Source organism: Paraburkholderia sacchari, from assembly GCF_000785435.2.
Lineage (GTDB): Bacteria > Pseudomonadota > Gammaproteobacteria > Burkholderiales > Burkholderiaceae > Paraburkholderia > Paraburkholderia sacchari.
This window is the reverse complement of record NZ_JTDB02000002.1, coordinates 58,456-72,735: the sequence shown is the minus strand read 5'-3', so window position 1 is coordinate 72,735 and position 14,280 is coordinate 58,456. Positions and strand designations below refer to the sequence as shown.

The 14,280-nt window shown below is 63.3% G+C and carries 13 protein-coding genes and 1 riboswitch; of the genes, 12 read left to right on the top strand and 1 reads right to left on the bottom strand.

Translation table 11 applies throughout. The annotated features are described in order from the left end of the window. Nucleotides 1-48: 48 nt before the first annotated feature. From NH14_RS07110 to NH14_RS07065, 10 genes are all read left to right on the top strand, one after another. Nucleotides 49-504, top strand: coding sequence for a CidA/LrgA family protein (locus NH14_RS07110; protein WP_035532208.1), 456 nt, complete (start codon nucleotides 49-51; stop codon nucleotides 502-504). Nucleotides 505-578: 74 nt separating this feature from the next. Continuing rightward, nucleotides 579-1,301 carry an LrgB family protein gene (locus NH14_RS07105; RefSeq protein ID WP_035532210.1) on the top strand — a complete coding sequence of 241 codons (723 nt, stop codon included), beginning with the start codon at nucleotides 579-581 and terminating at the stop codon, nucleotides 1,299-1,301. Nucleotides 1,302-1,421: 120 nt separating this feature from the next. Next, nucleotides 1,422-2,192: a glycosyltransferase family 2 protein gene (locus NH14_RS07100; RefSeq protein WP_035532283.1), complete on the top strand. Its 771-nt coding sequence runs from the start codon at nucleotides 1,422-1,424 to the stop codon at nucleotides 2,190-2,192. A 59-nt stretch (nucleotides 2,193-2,251) separates the two neighbouring features. Then, nucleotides 2,252-2,371: riboswitch (S-adenosyl-L-homocysteine riboswitch) on the top strand. Between the two features lie 33 nt (nucleotides 2,372-2,404). Beyond that, complete coding sequence (gene ahcY / locus NH14_RS07095; protein ID WP_035532212.1) at nucleotides 2,405-3,823, top strand: adenosylhomocysteinase; 1,419 nt, start codon at nucleotides 2,405-2,407, stop codon at nucleotides 3,821-3,823. Between the two features lie 198 nt (nucleotides 3,824-4,021). Beyond that, nucleotides 4,022-4,375 carry a phage holin family protein gene (locus tag NH14_RS07090; protein ID WP_035532214.1) on the top strand — a complete coding sequence of 118 codons (354 nt, stop codon included), beginning with the start codon at nucleotides 4,022-4,024 and terminating at the stop codon, nucleotides 4,373-4,375. A gap of 54 nt (nucleotides 4,376-4,429) precedes the next feature. Further along, nucleotides 4,430-5,260, top strand: coding sequence for a methylenetetrahydrofolate reductase [NAD(P)H] (gene metF, locus NH14_RS07085; RefSeq protein WP_035532217.1), 831 nt, complete (start codon nucleotides 4,430-4,432; stop codon nucleotides 5,258-5,260). Nucleotides 5,261-5,307: 47 nt separating this feature from the next. Continuing rightward, the gene (locus NH14_RS07080) at nucleotides 5,308-5,706 is read left to right on the top strand and encodes an ISAs1 family transposase (RefSeq protein ID WP_152617272.1); all 399 of its coding nucleotides are present in this window, start codon (nucleotides 5,308-5,310) and stop codon (nucleotides 5,704-5,706) included. A 187-nt stretch (nucleotides 5,707-5,893) separates the two neighbouring features. Further along, nucleotides 5,894-7,474, top strand: coding sequence for an alpha/beta hydrolase (locus NH14_RS07075; RefSeq protein WP_168727133.1), 1,581 nt, complete (start codon nucleotides 5,894-5,896; stop codon nucleotides 7,472-7,474). Beyond that, complete coding sequence (locus NH14_RS07070) at nucleotides 7,471-8,553, top strand: Tli4 family immunity protein (protein WP_152617324.1); 1,083 nt, start codon at nucleotides 7,471-7,473, stop codon at nucleotides 8,551-8,553. Before NH14_RS07075 ends, NH14_RS07070 begins: the two co-directional genes overlap by 4 nt. 146 nt (nucleotides 8,554-8,699) lie before the next feature. After that, entirely contained in the window at nucleotides 8,700-9,782 is a 1,083-nt protein-coding gene (locus NH14_RS07065; protein WP_035534032.1) for a Tli4 family immunity protein, read from the top strand. A 147-nt stretch (nucleotides 9,783-9,929) separates the two neighbouring features. Here the strand turns inward: NH14_RS07065 and NH14_RS07060 are convergent, their stop codons facing one another. Continuing rightward, entirely contained in the window at nucleotides 9,930-10,088 is a 159-nt protein-coding gene (locus NH14_RS07060) for a hypothetical protein (protein WP_161790893.1), read from the bottom strand. Between NH14_RS07060 and NH14_RS07055 the strand changes: the two genes are divergently transcribed. Both NH14_RS07055 and NH14_RS07050 read left to right on the top strand, forming a co-directional pair. After that, nucleotides 10,075-12,291, top strand: a complete 2,217-nt coding sequence (locus NH14_RS07055; RefSeq protein ID WP_052148547.1) for an O-linked N-acetylglucosamine transferase, SPINDLY family protein — start codon at nucleotides 10,075-10,077, stop codon at nucleotides 12,289-12,291. The two genes, NH14_RS07060 and NH14_RS07055, sit on opposite strands and share 14 nt — an antisense overlap. Nucleotides 12,292-12,625: 334 nt before the next feature. Continuing rightward, nucleotides 12,626-14,260, top strand: a complete 1,635-nt coding sequence (locus NH14_RS07050; protein WP_035534033.1) for an ABC transporter substrate-binding protein — start codon at nucleotides 12,626-12,628, stop codon at nucleotides 14,258-14,260. Nucleotides 14,261-14,280 lie beyond the last annotated feature (20 nt).

The following is a 14,280-nucleotide window of genomic DNA, read 5'->3' as shown; positions in this document are numbered from 1 at the left end:
TTGAGGTCCATATACTGACTTCCACTCCACTGTCACCTAGGGTTTGCCATGACTGCACCGAACACCACCGCACGGACCGCGCCAACGGGCGGGCTCGCACGCGTCGGACGGATTGCTGCGCAGTGTGCGCTGCTCTGCGGCGTCTGGATCGCCGCCGATGCGCTCGTGCGCGCGGCGCATCTGCCCGTGCCGGGCGGCGTGGTGGGCCTCGTGCTGCTGCTCGCGCTGCTGTTTTGCGGCGGCGTGACGCCGCGCTGGGTGAAGGCGGGCGCCGATTGGCTGCTCTCGGACATGCTGCTGTTCTTCATCCCCGCCGCCGTGGCGGCGGTGCAATACGGCGGACTCTTTCGCGCCGACGGCTGGCGCCTCGCGCTAGTGGTGATCGGCGGCACGCTGATGGTGATGGTGGCCGTGGCCTTCGCGGTGGATCAGGCCGCGCGACTGGAACGCCGCCTCGCGCTGCGCCGCGTGCACCACGCGCGCCAGGCACGGCACGCGGCTTGAGCGTCTGCATGAGCATTCGCATCTGCACAGCGTCTTGATGTCCCAACCGCACCCACAACAAGGATGACCCCGTCATGACCTCGTTCTACGCATCCCTGTTCGCCGACGACGCCTCGCGCCTGATCGCCGCCGGCTGCTTCATCGTCACGGTCGTGCTCTATTTCGTGTCGAAGGCGCTGTACGCGCGCTTTCGCACGCCGTGGCTCACGCCGGTCGTCGCGGTGCCGGCCGTGCTCGCCGCGATCGTGCTGCTGCTCCATATTCCGTATCCGGTCTACTTCCAGGACACGCGCTGGCTCATGTGGCTGCTCGGCCCGGCCACCGTGGCGTTTGCCGTGCCGATCCACGAATACCGCGCCCTGCTCAAGCGCCACTGGATCTCGCTGACCGTGGGCGTGACGGTGGGCATCGTGGTGGCGGTGGGCGGCTCGCTCGCGCTCGCCAAGCTGCTGCACCTGTCGCCCGAATTGCAGCGCAGCCTGATGACGCGCTCGGTTTCCACGCCGTTCGCGCTCGCGGTCTCCGACAAGATTCACGCGCCGCGCGACCTCACCGCGCTCTTCGTGATCGCAACCGGCGTTTGCGGGATGCTGTTCGGCGAACTGGTGCTCGGCTTCGTGCCGCTGCGCACGCGGCTCGCGCGCGGCGCGCTGTTCGGCGCGGCCGCGCACGGCGTGGGCACCGCGAAGGCGCGCGAACTGGGCAGCGAGGAAGGCGTGGTGTCGAGCCTCACGATGATGATCGCGGGCGTGGCGATGGTGCTGCTCGCGCCGGCGCTCGGCTTCCTGCCGGTTTAGGCGACGGCCCGCTTCGGGGCGTGCCGTTGCGTCGCGGCCACTCAGCATTTCGCGATATTGCGACACGCCTATGATCCAGTCTGTTGCCGCTGATCATGCGGTTCATTGTCGCTGTGCCTCGTGTCCCCCATTTCGATCATCGTCCCGTGCTTCAACGGCGCCGCCACGCTCTCACGCGCGCTCGAGAGCTGCCTCGCGCAGCCTGAGGCTGCCCAAATCTTCGTCGTCGACGATGGCTCGACCGATTCGTCCGCGTCCATCGCACGCGCGCATGCGCTGCGCGACCCGCGCGTGCGGCTGTTGCAGATGACGGGCAACGGCGGCGCGGCGCGAGCGCGCAACTGGGCGGCGCTGCACGCGCTCACGCCGTTCCTCGCGTTTCTCGACGCCGACGACGAATACCTGCCCGGGGCGCTCGCCGCCGCCCATGCGCATCTCGAGCAGCATCCGCGCGAAGCGGCAATCCGGCTCGACGTCGACTACGTGGGCTTCCCCGGGCGGCTGACGAGCCATCCGGACTTCGAGAAATACGCAACCGTGCTCAGCAACACGGTGCCGAGCAGCCTCGTGATCCGCCGCAGCGCCTTTCTCGCGCTGGGCGGCTTCCCGATGGACGACTTTTTCCGCCGCCAGGGCGGCGAAGACGGCGCATTCTCATGGGCGCTGCGCGAAATTTTTGGGCAGCGCCGCTTTACGGGCCAGAAGCAGGTGCGCATGCATTACCACGACGGCATTCATGCCGAGCGCTTCCTGAACATCCAGATGGGCTTCGTCCAGGCGGACCCCGCCACCACAGCCGAAACGTTGCGCTGTTCGCAGGCCTTTCTCGACGCGGCGCTCGCAAGCGTCAGGCAGATGCGCGCCCTGGATCTCGCGCAGCCCGGGCGTTAAACGCGACGTCGCGCGCGAGCCATCCAACTGGCCGTCTCGTTTTGGTACAATCACGCCTCGCCTTCGAGGAGCGTTGCGACGGATTTTCTGTGATCCGCCAGGCTCGAAGGTGCTCAATCCGGTTGCTTTCCGCTGTCAAACGCAGAAGCCGACCGCACTGAAAACGGCGCTCACGTCTTTAATTTCTAGTCACTTTTAGAAAGGAGGGCGTGATGAACGCCGCAGTCATGCACAACCAATCCCAGGATTTCGTCGTTGCCGATATGGCGCTTGCCGGCTGGGGCCGCAAGGAACTCGACATCGCCGAAACCGAAATGCCCGGTCTCGTGCAGATCCGCGAAGAGTACAAGGCGCAGCAGCCGCTCAAGGGCGCGCGCATCGCGGGGTCGCTGCACATGACGATCCAGACCGGCGTGCTGATCGAGACCCTGAAGGCGCTCGGCGCCGAAGTCCGCTGGGCCTCGTGCAACATCTTCTCGACGCAAGACCACGCCGCCGCCGCCATCGCCAACGGCGGCACGCCCGTGTTCGCGTTCAAGGGCGAATCGCTCGACGAATACTGGGAGTTCTCGCACCGCATCTTCGAATGGCCGAACGGCGAGTTCGCCAACATGATTCTCGATGACGGCGGCGACGCCACGCTCCTGCTGATCCTCGGCTCGAAGGCCGAAAAGGACCGCTCGGTCATCGCCAAGCCCACCAACGAAGAGGAAGTCGCACTCTACAAGTCGATTGCCGCGCACCTCGAAGTCGACCCGCAGTGGTACTCGAAGCGCCTCTCGCAAATCCAGGGCGTGACGGAAGAAACCACGACCGGCGTGCACCGCCTGTACCAGATGGAGAAGGAAGGCCGTCTGCCGTTCCCGGCAATCAACGTGAACGACTCGGTCACCAAGTCGAAGTTCGACAACCTGTACGGCTGCCGCGAGTCGCTCGTGGACGGCATCAAGCGCGCCACCGACGTGATGATTGCGGGCAAGATCGCGGTCGTGGCTGGTTACGGCGACGTGGGCAAGGGCTGCGCGCAATCGTTGCGCGGCCTGGGCGCCACGGTGTGGGTCACGGAAATCGATCCGATCTGCGCGCTGCAGGCGGCGATGGAAGGCTACCGCGTCGTGACGATGGAATACGCGGCCGACAAGGCCGACATCTTCGTGACGGCCACCGGCAACTACCACGTGATCGGCCATGACCACATGAAGGCGATGCGCCACAACGCGATCGTCTGCAACATCGGCCACTTCGACTCGGAAATCGACGTCGCTTCGACGCGCCAGTACCAGTGGGACAACATCAAGCCGCAGGTCGACCACATCATCTTCCCGGACGGCAAGCGCGTGATCCTGCTGGCCGAAGGCCGCCTCGTGAACCTCGGCTGCGCCACGGGCCACCCGTCGTTCGTGATGTCGAACTCGTTCACGAACCAGACGCTCGCGCAGATCGAACTGTTCACGCAGGGCAAGAAGTACGAGAACAAGGTGTATGTGCTGCCCAAGCACCTGGACGAAAAGGTTGCGCGCCTGCACCTCGCGCGCATCGGCGCGAACCTGACCGTGCTGTCCGACGCGCAGGCTTCGTACATCGGTGTCGAGAAGAACGGTCCGTTCAAGCCGAACCACTATCGTTACTAATCGACACAACGCTGTATAACGCGAAATAACGCGGCTTGCAGCTTTAAGCCGCGTTTTGCGACCCGGAGTTAGTGCTTCAGCACTTACTCCGGTCCCATGCAAAGCTGAGACCAGCCGGATGCTGTGCAAACGCCTGTGCGCCATGCCTCCCGGCCGCGCACGGGCCGCACACATCACAACGACGCAAAAGGAGTTCCCATGACCGTGCTGCTGACCTGGCTGATCAACGCGCTCGCGCTCCTGATCATCACCTGGCTCGTTCCGTCGATTCACGTGCGCAGCTTCGGCACCGCGCTGATCATCGCGCTCGTGCTCGGCCTGATCAACGCGATCCTGCGTCCGGTGCTCATCATCCTCACGCTGCCCGTAACCGTCCTCACGCTCGGCCTGTTCATCCTCGTGGTGAACGCGCTGTGCTTCTGGCTGGCGGCTTCGCTGCTCAAGGGCTTCGAGGTGTCGGGCTTCTGGTCGGCGTTCTTCGGCTCGATCCTCTACAGCATCGTCTCCTGGCTGCTCTCGGCGCTGATCTTCGGCAACCGCAGCCTCGGCTGATGCATGCACGGACCGAAGCCTTGCGCTTCGGTCCCGCTCATTCCCAAACCGATCATGAAACCGATCGAACTCTCATTCGAATTCTTCCCGCCGAAGACCCCGGACGGCATCGAAAAGCTGCGCGCCACGCGCGCGCAACTGCTCACGCTCAAGCCGCGTTTCGTCTCGGTCACCTTCGGCGCGGGCGGCTCCACGCAGCAAGGCACGCTCGACACCATCGTCGAGATCGCCAAGGAAGGCGTCGATGCGGCGCCTCACCTCTCGTGCATCGGCTCGTCGAAGGAAAGCCTGCGCGAAATCCTGCGCCAGTACCGCTCGCACGGCATCCGCCACATCGTGGCGCTGCGCGGCGACCTGCCTTCGGGCATGGGCGCAGTGGGCGAGCTGCGCTATGCGTCGGAGCTCGTGGCGTTCATCCGCGAGGAAACCGGCGACGCGTTCCACATCGAAGTGGCCGGCTATCCCGAGTACCACCCGCAGTCGCGCTCGCCGCGCCACGACCTCGAAGCGTTCGCGAAGAAGGTGAAGGCCGGCGCGGACTCGGCCATCACGCAGTACTTCTTCAACGGCGACGCGTACTTCCGCTTCGTGGAAGACGCGAAGAAGCTCGGCGTGGACGTGCCCATCGTGCCCGGCATCATGCCGATCACGAACTACACGCAGCTCATGCGCTTCTCGGAAATGTGCGGCGCGGAAGTGCCGCGCTGGATCGCACGGCGCCTGGAAAGCTTCGGCGACGACCGCGAGTCGATCCGCGCGTTCGGCCTCGACGTGGTGACGGACCTGTGCCGGCGTCTGATCGAAGGCGGCGCGCCGGGCCTGCACTTCTACACGCTCAACGCGGCGGGCGCGACCAAGGCGATCTGCGAGCGGCTCGATTTGTGAGCGGCTGAGCTTCCTTCAGCTCCGGCCTGCCGCCTTCGTGCGGCGCCATGCAAACCGCGCGGCATCCTTTACCGGGTGCCGCGCGGTTTTTTTTTGCGTTGGCAAGGCCGTCGCACAATTCTCTTTTTGCAGTCAACAATTTGTCGATGATTGCTTGTAAACGAAGGGGGGCGGGCTCGCATGACACCTTCGGACGGGTACTCGCCGCATTCAATCCGAAGGAGTTCGAATCGTATTTCATCCGCTGGATGAAGGGGTTGTGTCTGGCGTTTGCTGGGCAGATCGTGGCCATCGGCGGCAAGACGGTGCGCGGCTCGCACCAGTGCAGCGAGCACACAGTCCATCTGGTATCAACCTATGGAAGTGGACTGGGGATGGTGCTCGGACAGGTGCGCACGACTGACAAATCAAACGAGGCACAGACCGCCAGCCGTATTGCGTCTTGACAATAACCGGCGAAATTTCAGCCTATGAACAATTGCTCCGAGGTTGTGCCGTAGGTATAAGGCTGAATGGACCTGAAAATGGTCCCGCATTACGACCGCTCTTATTCATGCAGTTTCTGGTGCGTCAGGCCGCGTGTGTTGTCGGAACCCGCTTGGGCGTGCCGCGCGCAAATGGGAGAAGCCCGCATTGGCTACACAAGAACGCATCATCCCGCCGACGATTGCCGACGACGGCTCAATTCATTACTTATCCATCACTTCAGCGCCAGACGACAGTACGGCGGTCTGCTACATGGTCCCGGACAGGATCATTCCTGTGGTCTTCGTGCCTGGCGTCATGGGAACGAATCTGGAGAAAAAAGACAGCAATCCGCCCGTGCCAGTCTGGCTCCTTGACGGCAACACGACGGTCGGGCCGTGGATGGGACGAGGGGCAGTGGATCGCAAACGCATTCTGGATCCAGGCAAGACCCAAGTCCATGGCGGTGGCAAGATTGCCGCCGGTACAGCACAGACCGAAGACGAGCTGCGTCGGCGCGGCTGGGGCGAAGTCGCGTACATGAGCTACGGCGAGTGGCTGGTGTGGCTTGAAAACGCGCTGAATGATGCGCATGCGGGCACGGACTATGGCCGCAAGGGCTTGCGGGAGAGCCTTTGCCATATCATCACGCCGGGTCTGGAAAAGCTGGCGCGCGACGAGGTTGCGCTCTCATACAAGTATCAGTTTCCCGTGCACGCAGTGGGCTACAACTGGCTGCAATCGAACGCCGTGTCGGCGGAGCGTCTGGCGAGCCGGATCGATGAAATCACGGCGTGGTACCGCAAACAGTTCAACTACCACTGCGACAGGGTAATCCTGGTCACCCACTCGATGGGCGGACTGGTGGCCCGCTACTACTCGGAAGTGATGGGGCTGCGTGACACGGTGCTGGGCGTCGTGCACGGGGTGATGCCCGCCACGGGGGCAGCGGCCACCTACAGGCGGATGAAAGCCGGCACGGAAGGCGCGGGTATCGTGGGGGTTCTGTCAGCGCTTGTGCTGGGGGCAGACGCGGCCAGCATGACCGCGGTGGTCGGCAATGCGCCGGGTCCGCTGCAGCTGTTGCCGAGCCGCGACTACGGCATGGGATGGCTCAGGATCAGGGACGGGGAACGGGTAGTCGAGTTGCCGGCGTCGGACCCATACAGCGAAATCTATACGGTGCGCGGCACCTGGTGGGGGCTGTGCGATGACCAGTTGCTTAATCCGCTCGATCCTGCCAAGAAAACTATCGATCAGGATTGGAGTGATTTTGAAGACTTGATTCAAGACAAGGTGCAGAAATTCCATGCCCAGATTAGCAACAAGTATCACGCCAACACCTATGTCTTTTACGGCGACGATGAGAAACACAAGGCATACGGCAACGTCACGTGGATGCAGCAGACGCCACCACTGCTGCGCGGTGACGTACCGCCAATGGTCGGCCTGCTTGCAACACGTGGTAGCGAAGACCCCGCGACCGGTGGCCAATTGATAAAAACGACGGTCGATGGAAAAGCCTCGTTCGCCAAATTCGTCCTGCGGGATGCCGACGAACACGGCGATGGTACGGTGCCGGTGCGTTCAGGCCGTGCGCCTGCCCATCAGGCGCGAGCCTGCGCAGCCTTCGCGGGTATCGAGCACGAAGGGGCCTACAAGCTGGACGCTACCCGACGCTTCACGCTTCACGCCATTACCCGCATCGCGCAGAGCGTGAAGGGCACGGCGCTGGAATACAAGGCATGAGAAAAACGCGAGCAACGCTCGCTGTTGCCTGCCTGGTATTGACCATTGCGGCGTGCGATCACAAGCCGGCGCCGCTGAGCCAACAGGAAAAGCAAATCGTGACTGAACTGACTGCAAACTTGAAAGCGCGGTGCGTGGGCCGTTACCTGGTCGATATGCCGGAGGACGCAACGGAGTACGGCTACGCCAAGATCGTGGGTGTCGATATCGAAGCGAAGGCGATGACGGAAGACGCCTGGCGGGAGGAGGTCGCGCAGCGCGAGGCAGCGCTGAAAGCAACCAGGAGCCGGGATGCGTATCCGTTCCTGTATGAGGCTGGCAAGGCGCGGGGAGAAAACACCTACTACTTCATCCACCGCGGCACCATCTACAACGATCCAAGCAGACGGCATATCGAAGGCTACAAGTGGAATCACGGGTATCGCTTCCTGCTGAAGATCGAAGCATATGACTATCTCCATCCGGATCAAACGGACGAGCCAATCGTGCAAAAAATGACCGTAAAAAATAGCGCTCCTGAGAAAACGGCGGTGGTGTTAAGCCTGCTGGAAAAGTTGCGTGGGCGTTCCCCGGACGACATTCCAACTGAGCCAGGCGTGTGCTTCGCGGGAGGATTTTTGCCCGGGAAGGCAACGGATGATCAGTACGTGAGCGGCGGATTTACATTGGCAAACAATCGCGATGTCGCGTTCGAGGTCTCGGTCGACACGAAGTCCCAGGGCAAGACGTCGCTCCTGCAACGCACCGACAGCCCGGAACTGCGCGCGCTGCTCAAGGCAGCAGACGGCAATGTTATCCGTAAAGGTACTGTGGATCTGTCGGATCTGAAAGCCGAGGAATGGCTCAGTGAGGGGCGCAGACCCGGCGGCGGGCGCGGCAATTCATTCTCGCTCATGGTCAATGAGACCACGAGCACGCCTTCTTCACCGTATTTCGCCCTGGACATGAATACCGGGGGGCAACTGGAAATTCAGGGGAAATTTGTCAAGCTCGACAAAGGCTCGCTATCGACCGGCGAAGCCGTCGCACTGTGGGATAGCGTTTCGAGGACGGTGCGAATCAGGCCAGGCTCGCTCTGATATGGAAAATCACGGGCAAGCCGCAAATTCAGTTCATCAGGCGCAAGCCTACTCAGCCTTTGCGGGTATTGAGCACGAAGGGCCTACAAGCTGGATGCTACCCGTATCGCGCAGAGCGTGAAGGGCACGGCGCTGGAATACAAGGCATGAGAAAAACGCGTGCAACGTTCGCTGTTGCCTGCCTGATATTGACCATTGCGGCGTGCGATCACAAGCCGGCACCGCTGAGCCAACAGGAAAAACAAATCGTGACTGAACTGACTGCGAATCTGAAAGCGCGGTGTGTGGGCCGTTACCTGGTCGATATGCCGGAGGACGCAACGGAGTACGGCTACGCCAAGATCGTGGGTGTCGATATCGAAGCGAAGGCGATGACGGAAGACGCCTGGCGGGAGGAGGTCGCGCAGCGCGAGGCAGCGCTGAAAGCAACCAGGAGCCGGGATGCGTATCCGTTCCTGTATGAGGCTGGCAAGGCGCGGGGAGAAAACACCTACTACTTCGTGCATCGTGGCACCATTTACGACGATCCAGGCAGGCGGTATATCGAAGCATACAAATGGGATCGAGGCTATCGATTCCTGCTGAAGATCGAGGGAAGTGATTTCCTGCACCCGGATCAAACCAGCGACTCTATCGTCAAGCAACTGCCCATCAAGAATGATGTACCCCAAAAAACGCGGTTGGTCTTCGACCTGCTGGAAAAGTTGCGTGGGCGTTCCCCGGACGACATTCCAACTGAGCCAGGCGTGTGCTTCGCGGGAGGATTTTTGCCCGGGAAGGCAACGGATGATCAGTACGTGAGCGGCGGATTTACATTGGCAAACAATCGCGATGTCGCGTTCGAGGTCTCGGTCGACACGAAGTCCCAGGGCAAGACGTCGCTCCTGCAACGCACCAACAGCCCGGAACTGCGCGCGCTACTCAAGGCAGCAGACGGTAATGTTATCCGTAAAGGTACTGTGGATCTGTCGGATCTGAAAGCCGAGGAATGGCTCAGTGAGGGGCGCAGACCCGGCGGAGGGCGCGGCAATTCATTCTCGCTCATGGTCAATGAGACCACGAGCATGCCTTCCTCACCGTATTTCGCCCTGGACATGAATACCGGGGGGCAACTGGAAATTCAGGGGAAATTTGTCAAGCTCGACAAAGGCTCTTTATCGACCGGCGAAGCCGTCGAGCTGTGGGATAGCGTTTCCAGGACAGTACGAGTCAGGCCAGGCTCGCTCTGATTCTCGGTGTGGAATCACAACAATCTCCACCAAGGAGGTTGGCAAGAGCAAGGCTGATCTGAAAAACCAGCGCCTGCTGGCCTGCGCTGACGAACGATATCTGACTAGGTCGCTGGGCAGGTAGGCCAGCGGATTAATTTGCGAAGGTTAGTCCTGTTTGCGCCGCTGTTCCGGCTGGCGCTCCTGATCTGCGTCAAAGGCCACGTATAGCGTGGTGCCGATAATCGACGGTTTTCTTTTTTGCCCACGTAATCGCGCCATGGCATGCGTCGTGCGCGGCAGGCCTTTGCGCATGACGACTTCCATTCCCGAAACCCCTTCGCAAGCCGGCACTTTTGCCGATGCCCTCGCCGCGTGGCGTGCCGGCGCGCTCGACGAGGCCCGCGCGCGCTGCGGGCAGCTGATCGAGGCCAATGCCCGCGATGCCGATGCCTTGCATCTCGCCGGCATCCTCGAAACGGCGCGCGACCGGCTCGCGGCGCGCGCGCTGATCGAGCGCGCGCTCGCGGTGCGCGAGGACCCGTACTTCCTCGTGAGCCTCGGGCTCACCCACGACGCGGCCACCGAGGCGCAAGGCGCGTTCGCGGCGCTCGAACGCGCGCTCGCGCTCAAGCCCGATTTTTCGATCGCGCTGAACAATCTCGCGAATCTCTATGTGAGCCAGGGCGACTTCCCGCGCGCGCTGGCCGCCTTCGAGCGTGCACTCGCGCTCGCGCCCGACTATGCGGGAGCGCACTACAACTACGGCAGCACCCTGTTCGCAAGCGGCGACGCGGTGCGCGCGGAGGCGCCGCTGCGCCGCGCCGTGGCGCTGGACCCGGGGTCCGTGAACGCCTGGAACAATCTCGCGAACGTCCTGATCGCGCTCAAGCGCACGGGCGAGGCGCAGGCGGTGCTCGAGCACGCCCGCACGCTCACGCCCGAGTCGCCCAAGGTGCTCACGAATCTCGGCTGCCTGCTGCGCGCCTGCGGCCGCCAGGCCGAGGCTCAGGCGGCACTGAAGCGCGCGCTCGAACTCGCGCCCGACGATGCCTCGGCGTGGAACAACCTCGGCAACGTGTTCGTGGATCTCGCGCGCATCGACGACGCGCACGCGTGCTTCACGCGCGCCCTCGAACTGCAGCCCGGTTTCGCCAACGCCTGGAGCAATCTGGGCAACGCGCACAAGCATGCGGGCGCGATCGAGGCGGCGCTCGCGTGCTATCGCGAAGCGCTCGCGTGCGAGCCCGGCAACATCGGCGCGCACAGCAACTACGTCTACGGATTGATGTTCGCGACCGAGGACGGCCACGCAATCCGCGCTGCTGCCGAGCAGCTTTCGAAGCAGCACGAAGCGGCCTGGCTTGCGCAGCCCGTTGCGCATGCGACCACGCCCGATGCGCACCGGCGGCTGCGCATCGGCTACGTCTCGCCGGACTTTCGCAATCACTGCCAGATGCTGTTCACGACGCCGCTGCTCCGGCATCACAATCACGCGGCGTTCGAGATCGTCTGCTATTCGAGCGTCGCGCAGCCCGACGAGGTGACGGCGCGCCTCTCCACCCATGCCGACCTCTGGCGCGACGTGCGCGAGTTCGACAATGCGCGGCTCGCGCAGCAGATTCACGACGACCGCATCGACATCCTCGTGGACCTGACCATGCATATGGACGGAGCGCGCCGTCTCGTATTCGCGCGGCGGCCCGCGCCGGTGCAGGTGGCGTGGCTCGCTTACCCGGGCACCACGGGCAGCGCGGCCATCGGCTGGCGGCTCACCGATCCGTGGGTCGATCCGCTCGATCCGCTTGACTCGCCAGGCGTGGACGATCAGTACACCGAGCGCTCGCTGCGCTTGCCCGACACGTTCTGGTGCTACGACGCGCTCGCGCCCGGCATCGAGGTCAACGGCTTGCCGATGCTGGCCGAGGGGCACGACGGCTCAATCACGTTCGGCTGCCTGAACAACCCCTGCAAGCTCACCGACGCCACCTTCGCACTCTGGTCGGGCGTGTTCGCCGCGCTTCCCACGGCGCGGCTCGTGCTGATGGCTCCGCCCGGCGCCGCGCGCGAGCGGCTGCTGGCGCGCCTCGCGGCCCATGGCGTCGATGCGGCGCGCGTGCGCTTCGTGGGCTTTCAGCCGCGCGACGACTACCTGCGCACCTGGGCGCAAGTCGATCTCGCGCTCGACACGTTTCCCTACAACGGCCACACCACGAGCCTCGATGCGCTCTGGATGGGCGTGCCCGTGCCCACGCGCGTGGGCCGCTCGGCGGCGGGCCGTGCGGGTCTTTCGCTGCTCGCCAATCTGGGGCTGGCGGAACTGGCCGCGCATACCGATGACGCCTTTGTCGAACGCGTGGTCTCGCTCGCGCGCGATCCGGCGCGCCTCGCCGCGCTGCGCGCGAGCCTGCGCATGCGCATGACGGCGTCGCCGCTGATGGACGGAGAACGCTTCGCGCGCAACATGGAAGCCGCGTACCGCCTCATGTGGCGCGACTGGTGCGCCCGCGCGCAGCCGGTGAGCGGTTGATACAGCCGCCGTAAGCGAGCCAAAGCCGGGCTTGGGCGGGCGCGTGCGCCAGTACCAGCGCCGCCGGCCAGTGAAACGGCAAGCGCAACGACAGCGCGCTATCGTGCATCTGCGGACAAATGCCGGCAAAAGAGGGTAATACATGGCAATAGCGGAATATGCGGACAACATGAGCGGCCGGGGCAGGCGTGTTGCCCAGGAAGCCGCTCGCAGCAAGCCTGTCAACCAGGCATTTCCTGCGCGCAATGGTCATTTTGGCTGGCTTGTGAGTGAAGGCAGTGCTCAAGTAAGATCGCGCTACGCTGGCTCCGGCCGGCACCGAACTGGAGGAAACATGAAAGAAAACAATCTGTTGCGTGCCGCGCGAATGACGTCGCTCGTGGCGCTCGCAGCGGCATCGATTGCGGGGGCCACCGTCGCGCACGCCGCGGGGAGCATCCCGAACAAGACGCTCGTGTACTGCTCGGAAGGCAGCCCCGCTGGCTTCGACTCCGCCCAATACACCACGGGCGTCGACTTCACCGCGGCCACGTTCACCGTCTACAACCGCCTCGTCGAATTCGAGCGCGGCGGCACCAAGGTCGAACCGGGTCTCGCGCAATCGTGGGACGTTTCCGCCGATGGCAAGACCTACACGTTCCATCTGCGCCATGGCGTGAAGTTCCAGACCACGTCGTACTTCAAGCCCACGCGCGAATTCAACGCCGACGACGTCGTGTTCACGTTCGACCGCATGCTCAACGCGAACAACGCGTTCCGCAAGGCCTACCCGGTGTCGTTCCCGTACTTCACCGACATGGGTCTCGACAAGCTCATCGCGAAGGTCGAGAAGGTCGACCCGTACACGGTGAAGTTCACGTTGAACGAGCCGAACGCGCCGTTCATCCAGAACATGGCGATGGAGTTCGCCTCGATTCTCTCGGCTGAATACGCGGATCAGCTGATGAAGGCCGGCAAGGCCGCCGACATCAACCAGTACCCGGTCGGTACGGGCCCGTTCATCTTCAAGAGCTATACGAAGGACGCAACCATCCGTTTCGACGGCAATCCTGACTATTGGAAGCCGGGCGCGGTGAAGCTCTCGAAGCTGATTTTCTCGATTACGCCCGATGCGAGCGTGCGCGTGCAGAAGTTGAAGCGCGACGAATGCCAGGTGATGAGCTACCCGCGTCCCGCCGACATCGCGCCGCTGAAGGCCGATCCGAACATCGCGATGCCTTCGCAGCCGGGCTTCAACCTCGGCTACCTGTCGTACAACGTCGAGCACAAGCCGATGGACAAGCTCGAAGTGCGCCAGGCGCTGGACATGGCGATCAACAAGAAGGCGATCATCGAGTCGGTGTACCAGGGCGCGGGTCAGGCAGCGACCAACCCGATGCCGCCCACGCAATGGTCTTACGACAAGAGCCTGAAGGCGCAGCCGTACGATCCCGAAAAGGCCAAGGCGCTGCTCGCGAAGGCCGGCTTGTCCAACGGCTTTGAAATGACGCTCTGGGCCATGCCCGTGCAGCGCGCCTACAACCCGAACGCACGCCTGATGGCCGAGATGATCCAGGCAGACTGGGCCAAGATCGGCGTGAAGGCGAAGATCGTCACGTACGAGTGGGGCGAGTACATCAAGCGCGCGCACGCGGGCGAGGACGACTCGATGCTGATCGGCTGGACCGGCGACAACGGCGACCCCGACAACTGGCTCGGCACGCTGCTCGGCTGCGAGGCCGTGAACGGCAACAACTTCGGCAAGTGGTGCTACAAGCCGTTCGACGAGCTGGTCCAGAAGGGCCGCCAGGCCTCGGCGCAGGCGGTGCGCACGAATCTCTACATCCAGGCGCAGCAGATCTTCGCGCAGCAACTGCCGTACTCGCCGATCGCCCACTCGACCGTCTATCAGCCGGTCAGCAAGAAGGTGACCGACATGCGCATCGAGCCGCTCGGCTTCGCGCGCTTCGACGGCGTCGGCATGCAGTAATGTCTATCGGGTAGTTTTTC

Bases quoted from the DNA above. Each gene is read 5' to 3' on its own strand.
- NH14_RS07065 (WP_035534032.1), top strand. From the start codon at position 8,700: ATGAGAAAAACGCGTGCAACGTTCGCTGTTGCCTGCCTGATATTGACC.
- ahcY (WP_035532212.1), top strand. From the start codon at position 2,405: ATGAACGCCGCAGTCATGCACAACCAATCCCAGGATTTCGTCGTTGCC.
- NH14_RS07055 (WP_052148547.1), top strand. From the start codon at position 10,075: ATGACGACTTCCATTCCCGAAACCCCTTCGCAAGCCGGCACTTTTGCC.
- NH14_RS07080 (WP_152617272.1), top strand. From the start codon at position 5,308: ATGCAAACCGCGCGGCATCCTTTACCGGGTGCCGCGCGGTTTTTTTTT.
- NH14_RS07110 (WP_035532208.1), top strand. From the start codon at position 49: ATGACTGCACCGAACACCACCGCACGGACCGCGCCAACGGGCGGGCTC.
- NH14_RS07070 (WP_152617324.1), top strand. From the start codon at position 7,471: ATGAGAAAAACGCGAGCAACGCTCGCTGTTGCCTGCCTGGTATTGACC.
- metF (WP_035532217.1), top strand. From the start codon at position 4,430: ATGAAACCGATCGAACTCTCATTCGAATTCTTCCCGCCGAAGACCCCG.
- NH14_RS07050 (WP_035534033.1), top strand. From the start codon at position 12,626: ATGAAAGAAAACAATCTGTTGCGTGCCGCGCGAATGACGTCGCTCGTG.
- NH14_RS07090 (WP_035532214.1), top strand. From the start codon at position 4,022: ATGACCGTGCTGCTGACCTGGCTGATCAACGCGCTCGCGCTCCTGATC.
- NH14_RS07060 (WP_161790893.1), bottom strand. From the start codon at position 10,088: ATGGAAGTCGTCATGCGCAAAGGCCTGCCGCGCACGACGCATGCCATG.
- NH14_RS07105 (WP_035532210.1), top strand. From the start codon at position 579: ATGACCTCGTTCTACGCATCCCTGTTCGCCGACGACGCCTCGCGCCTG.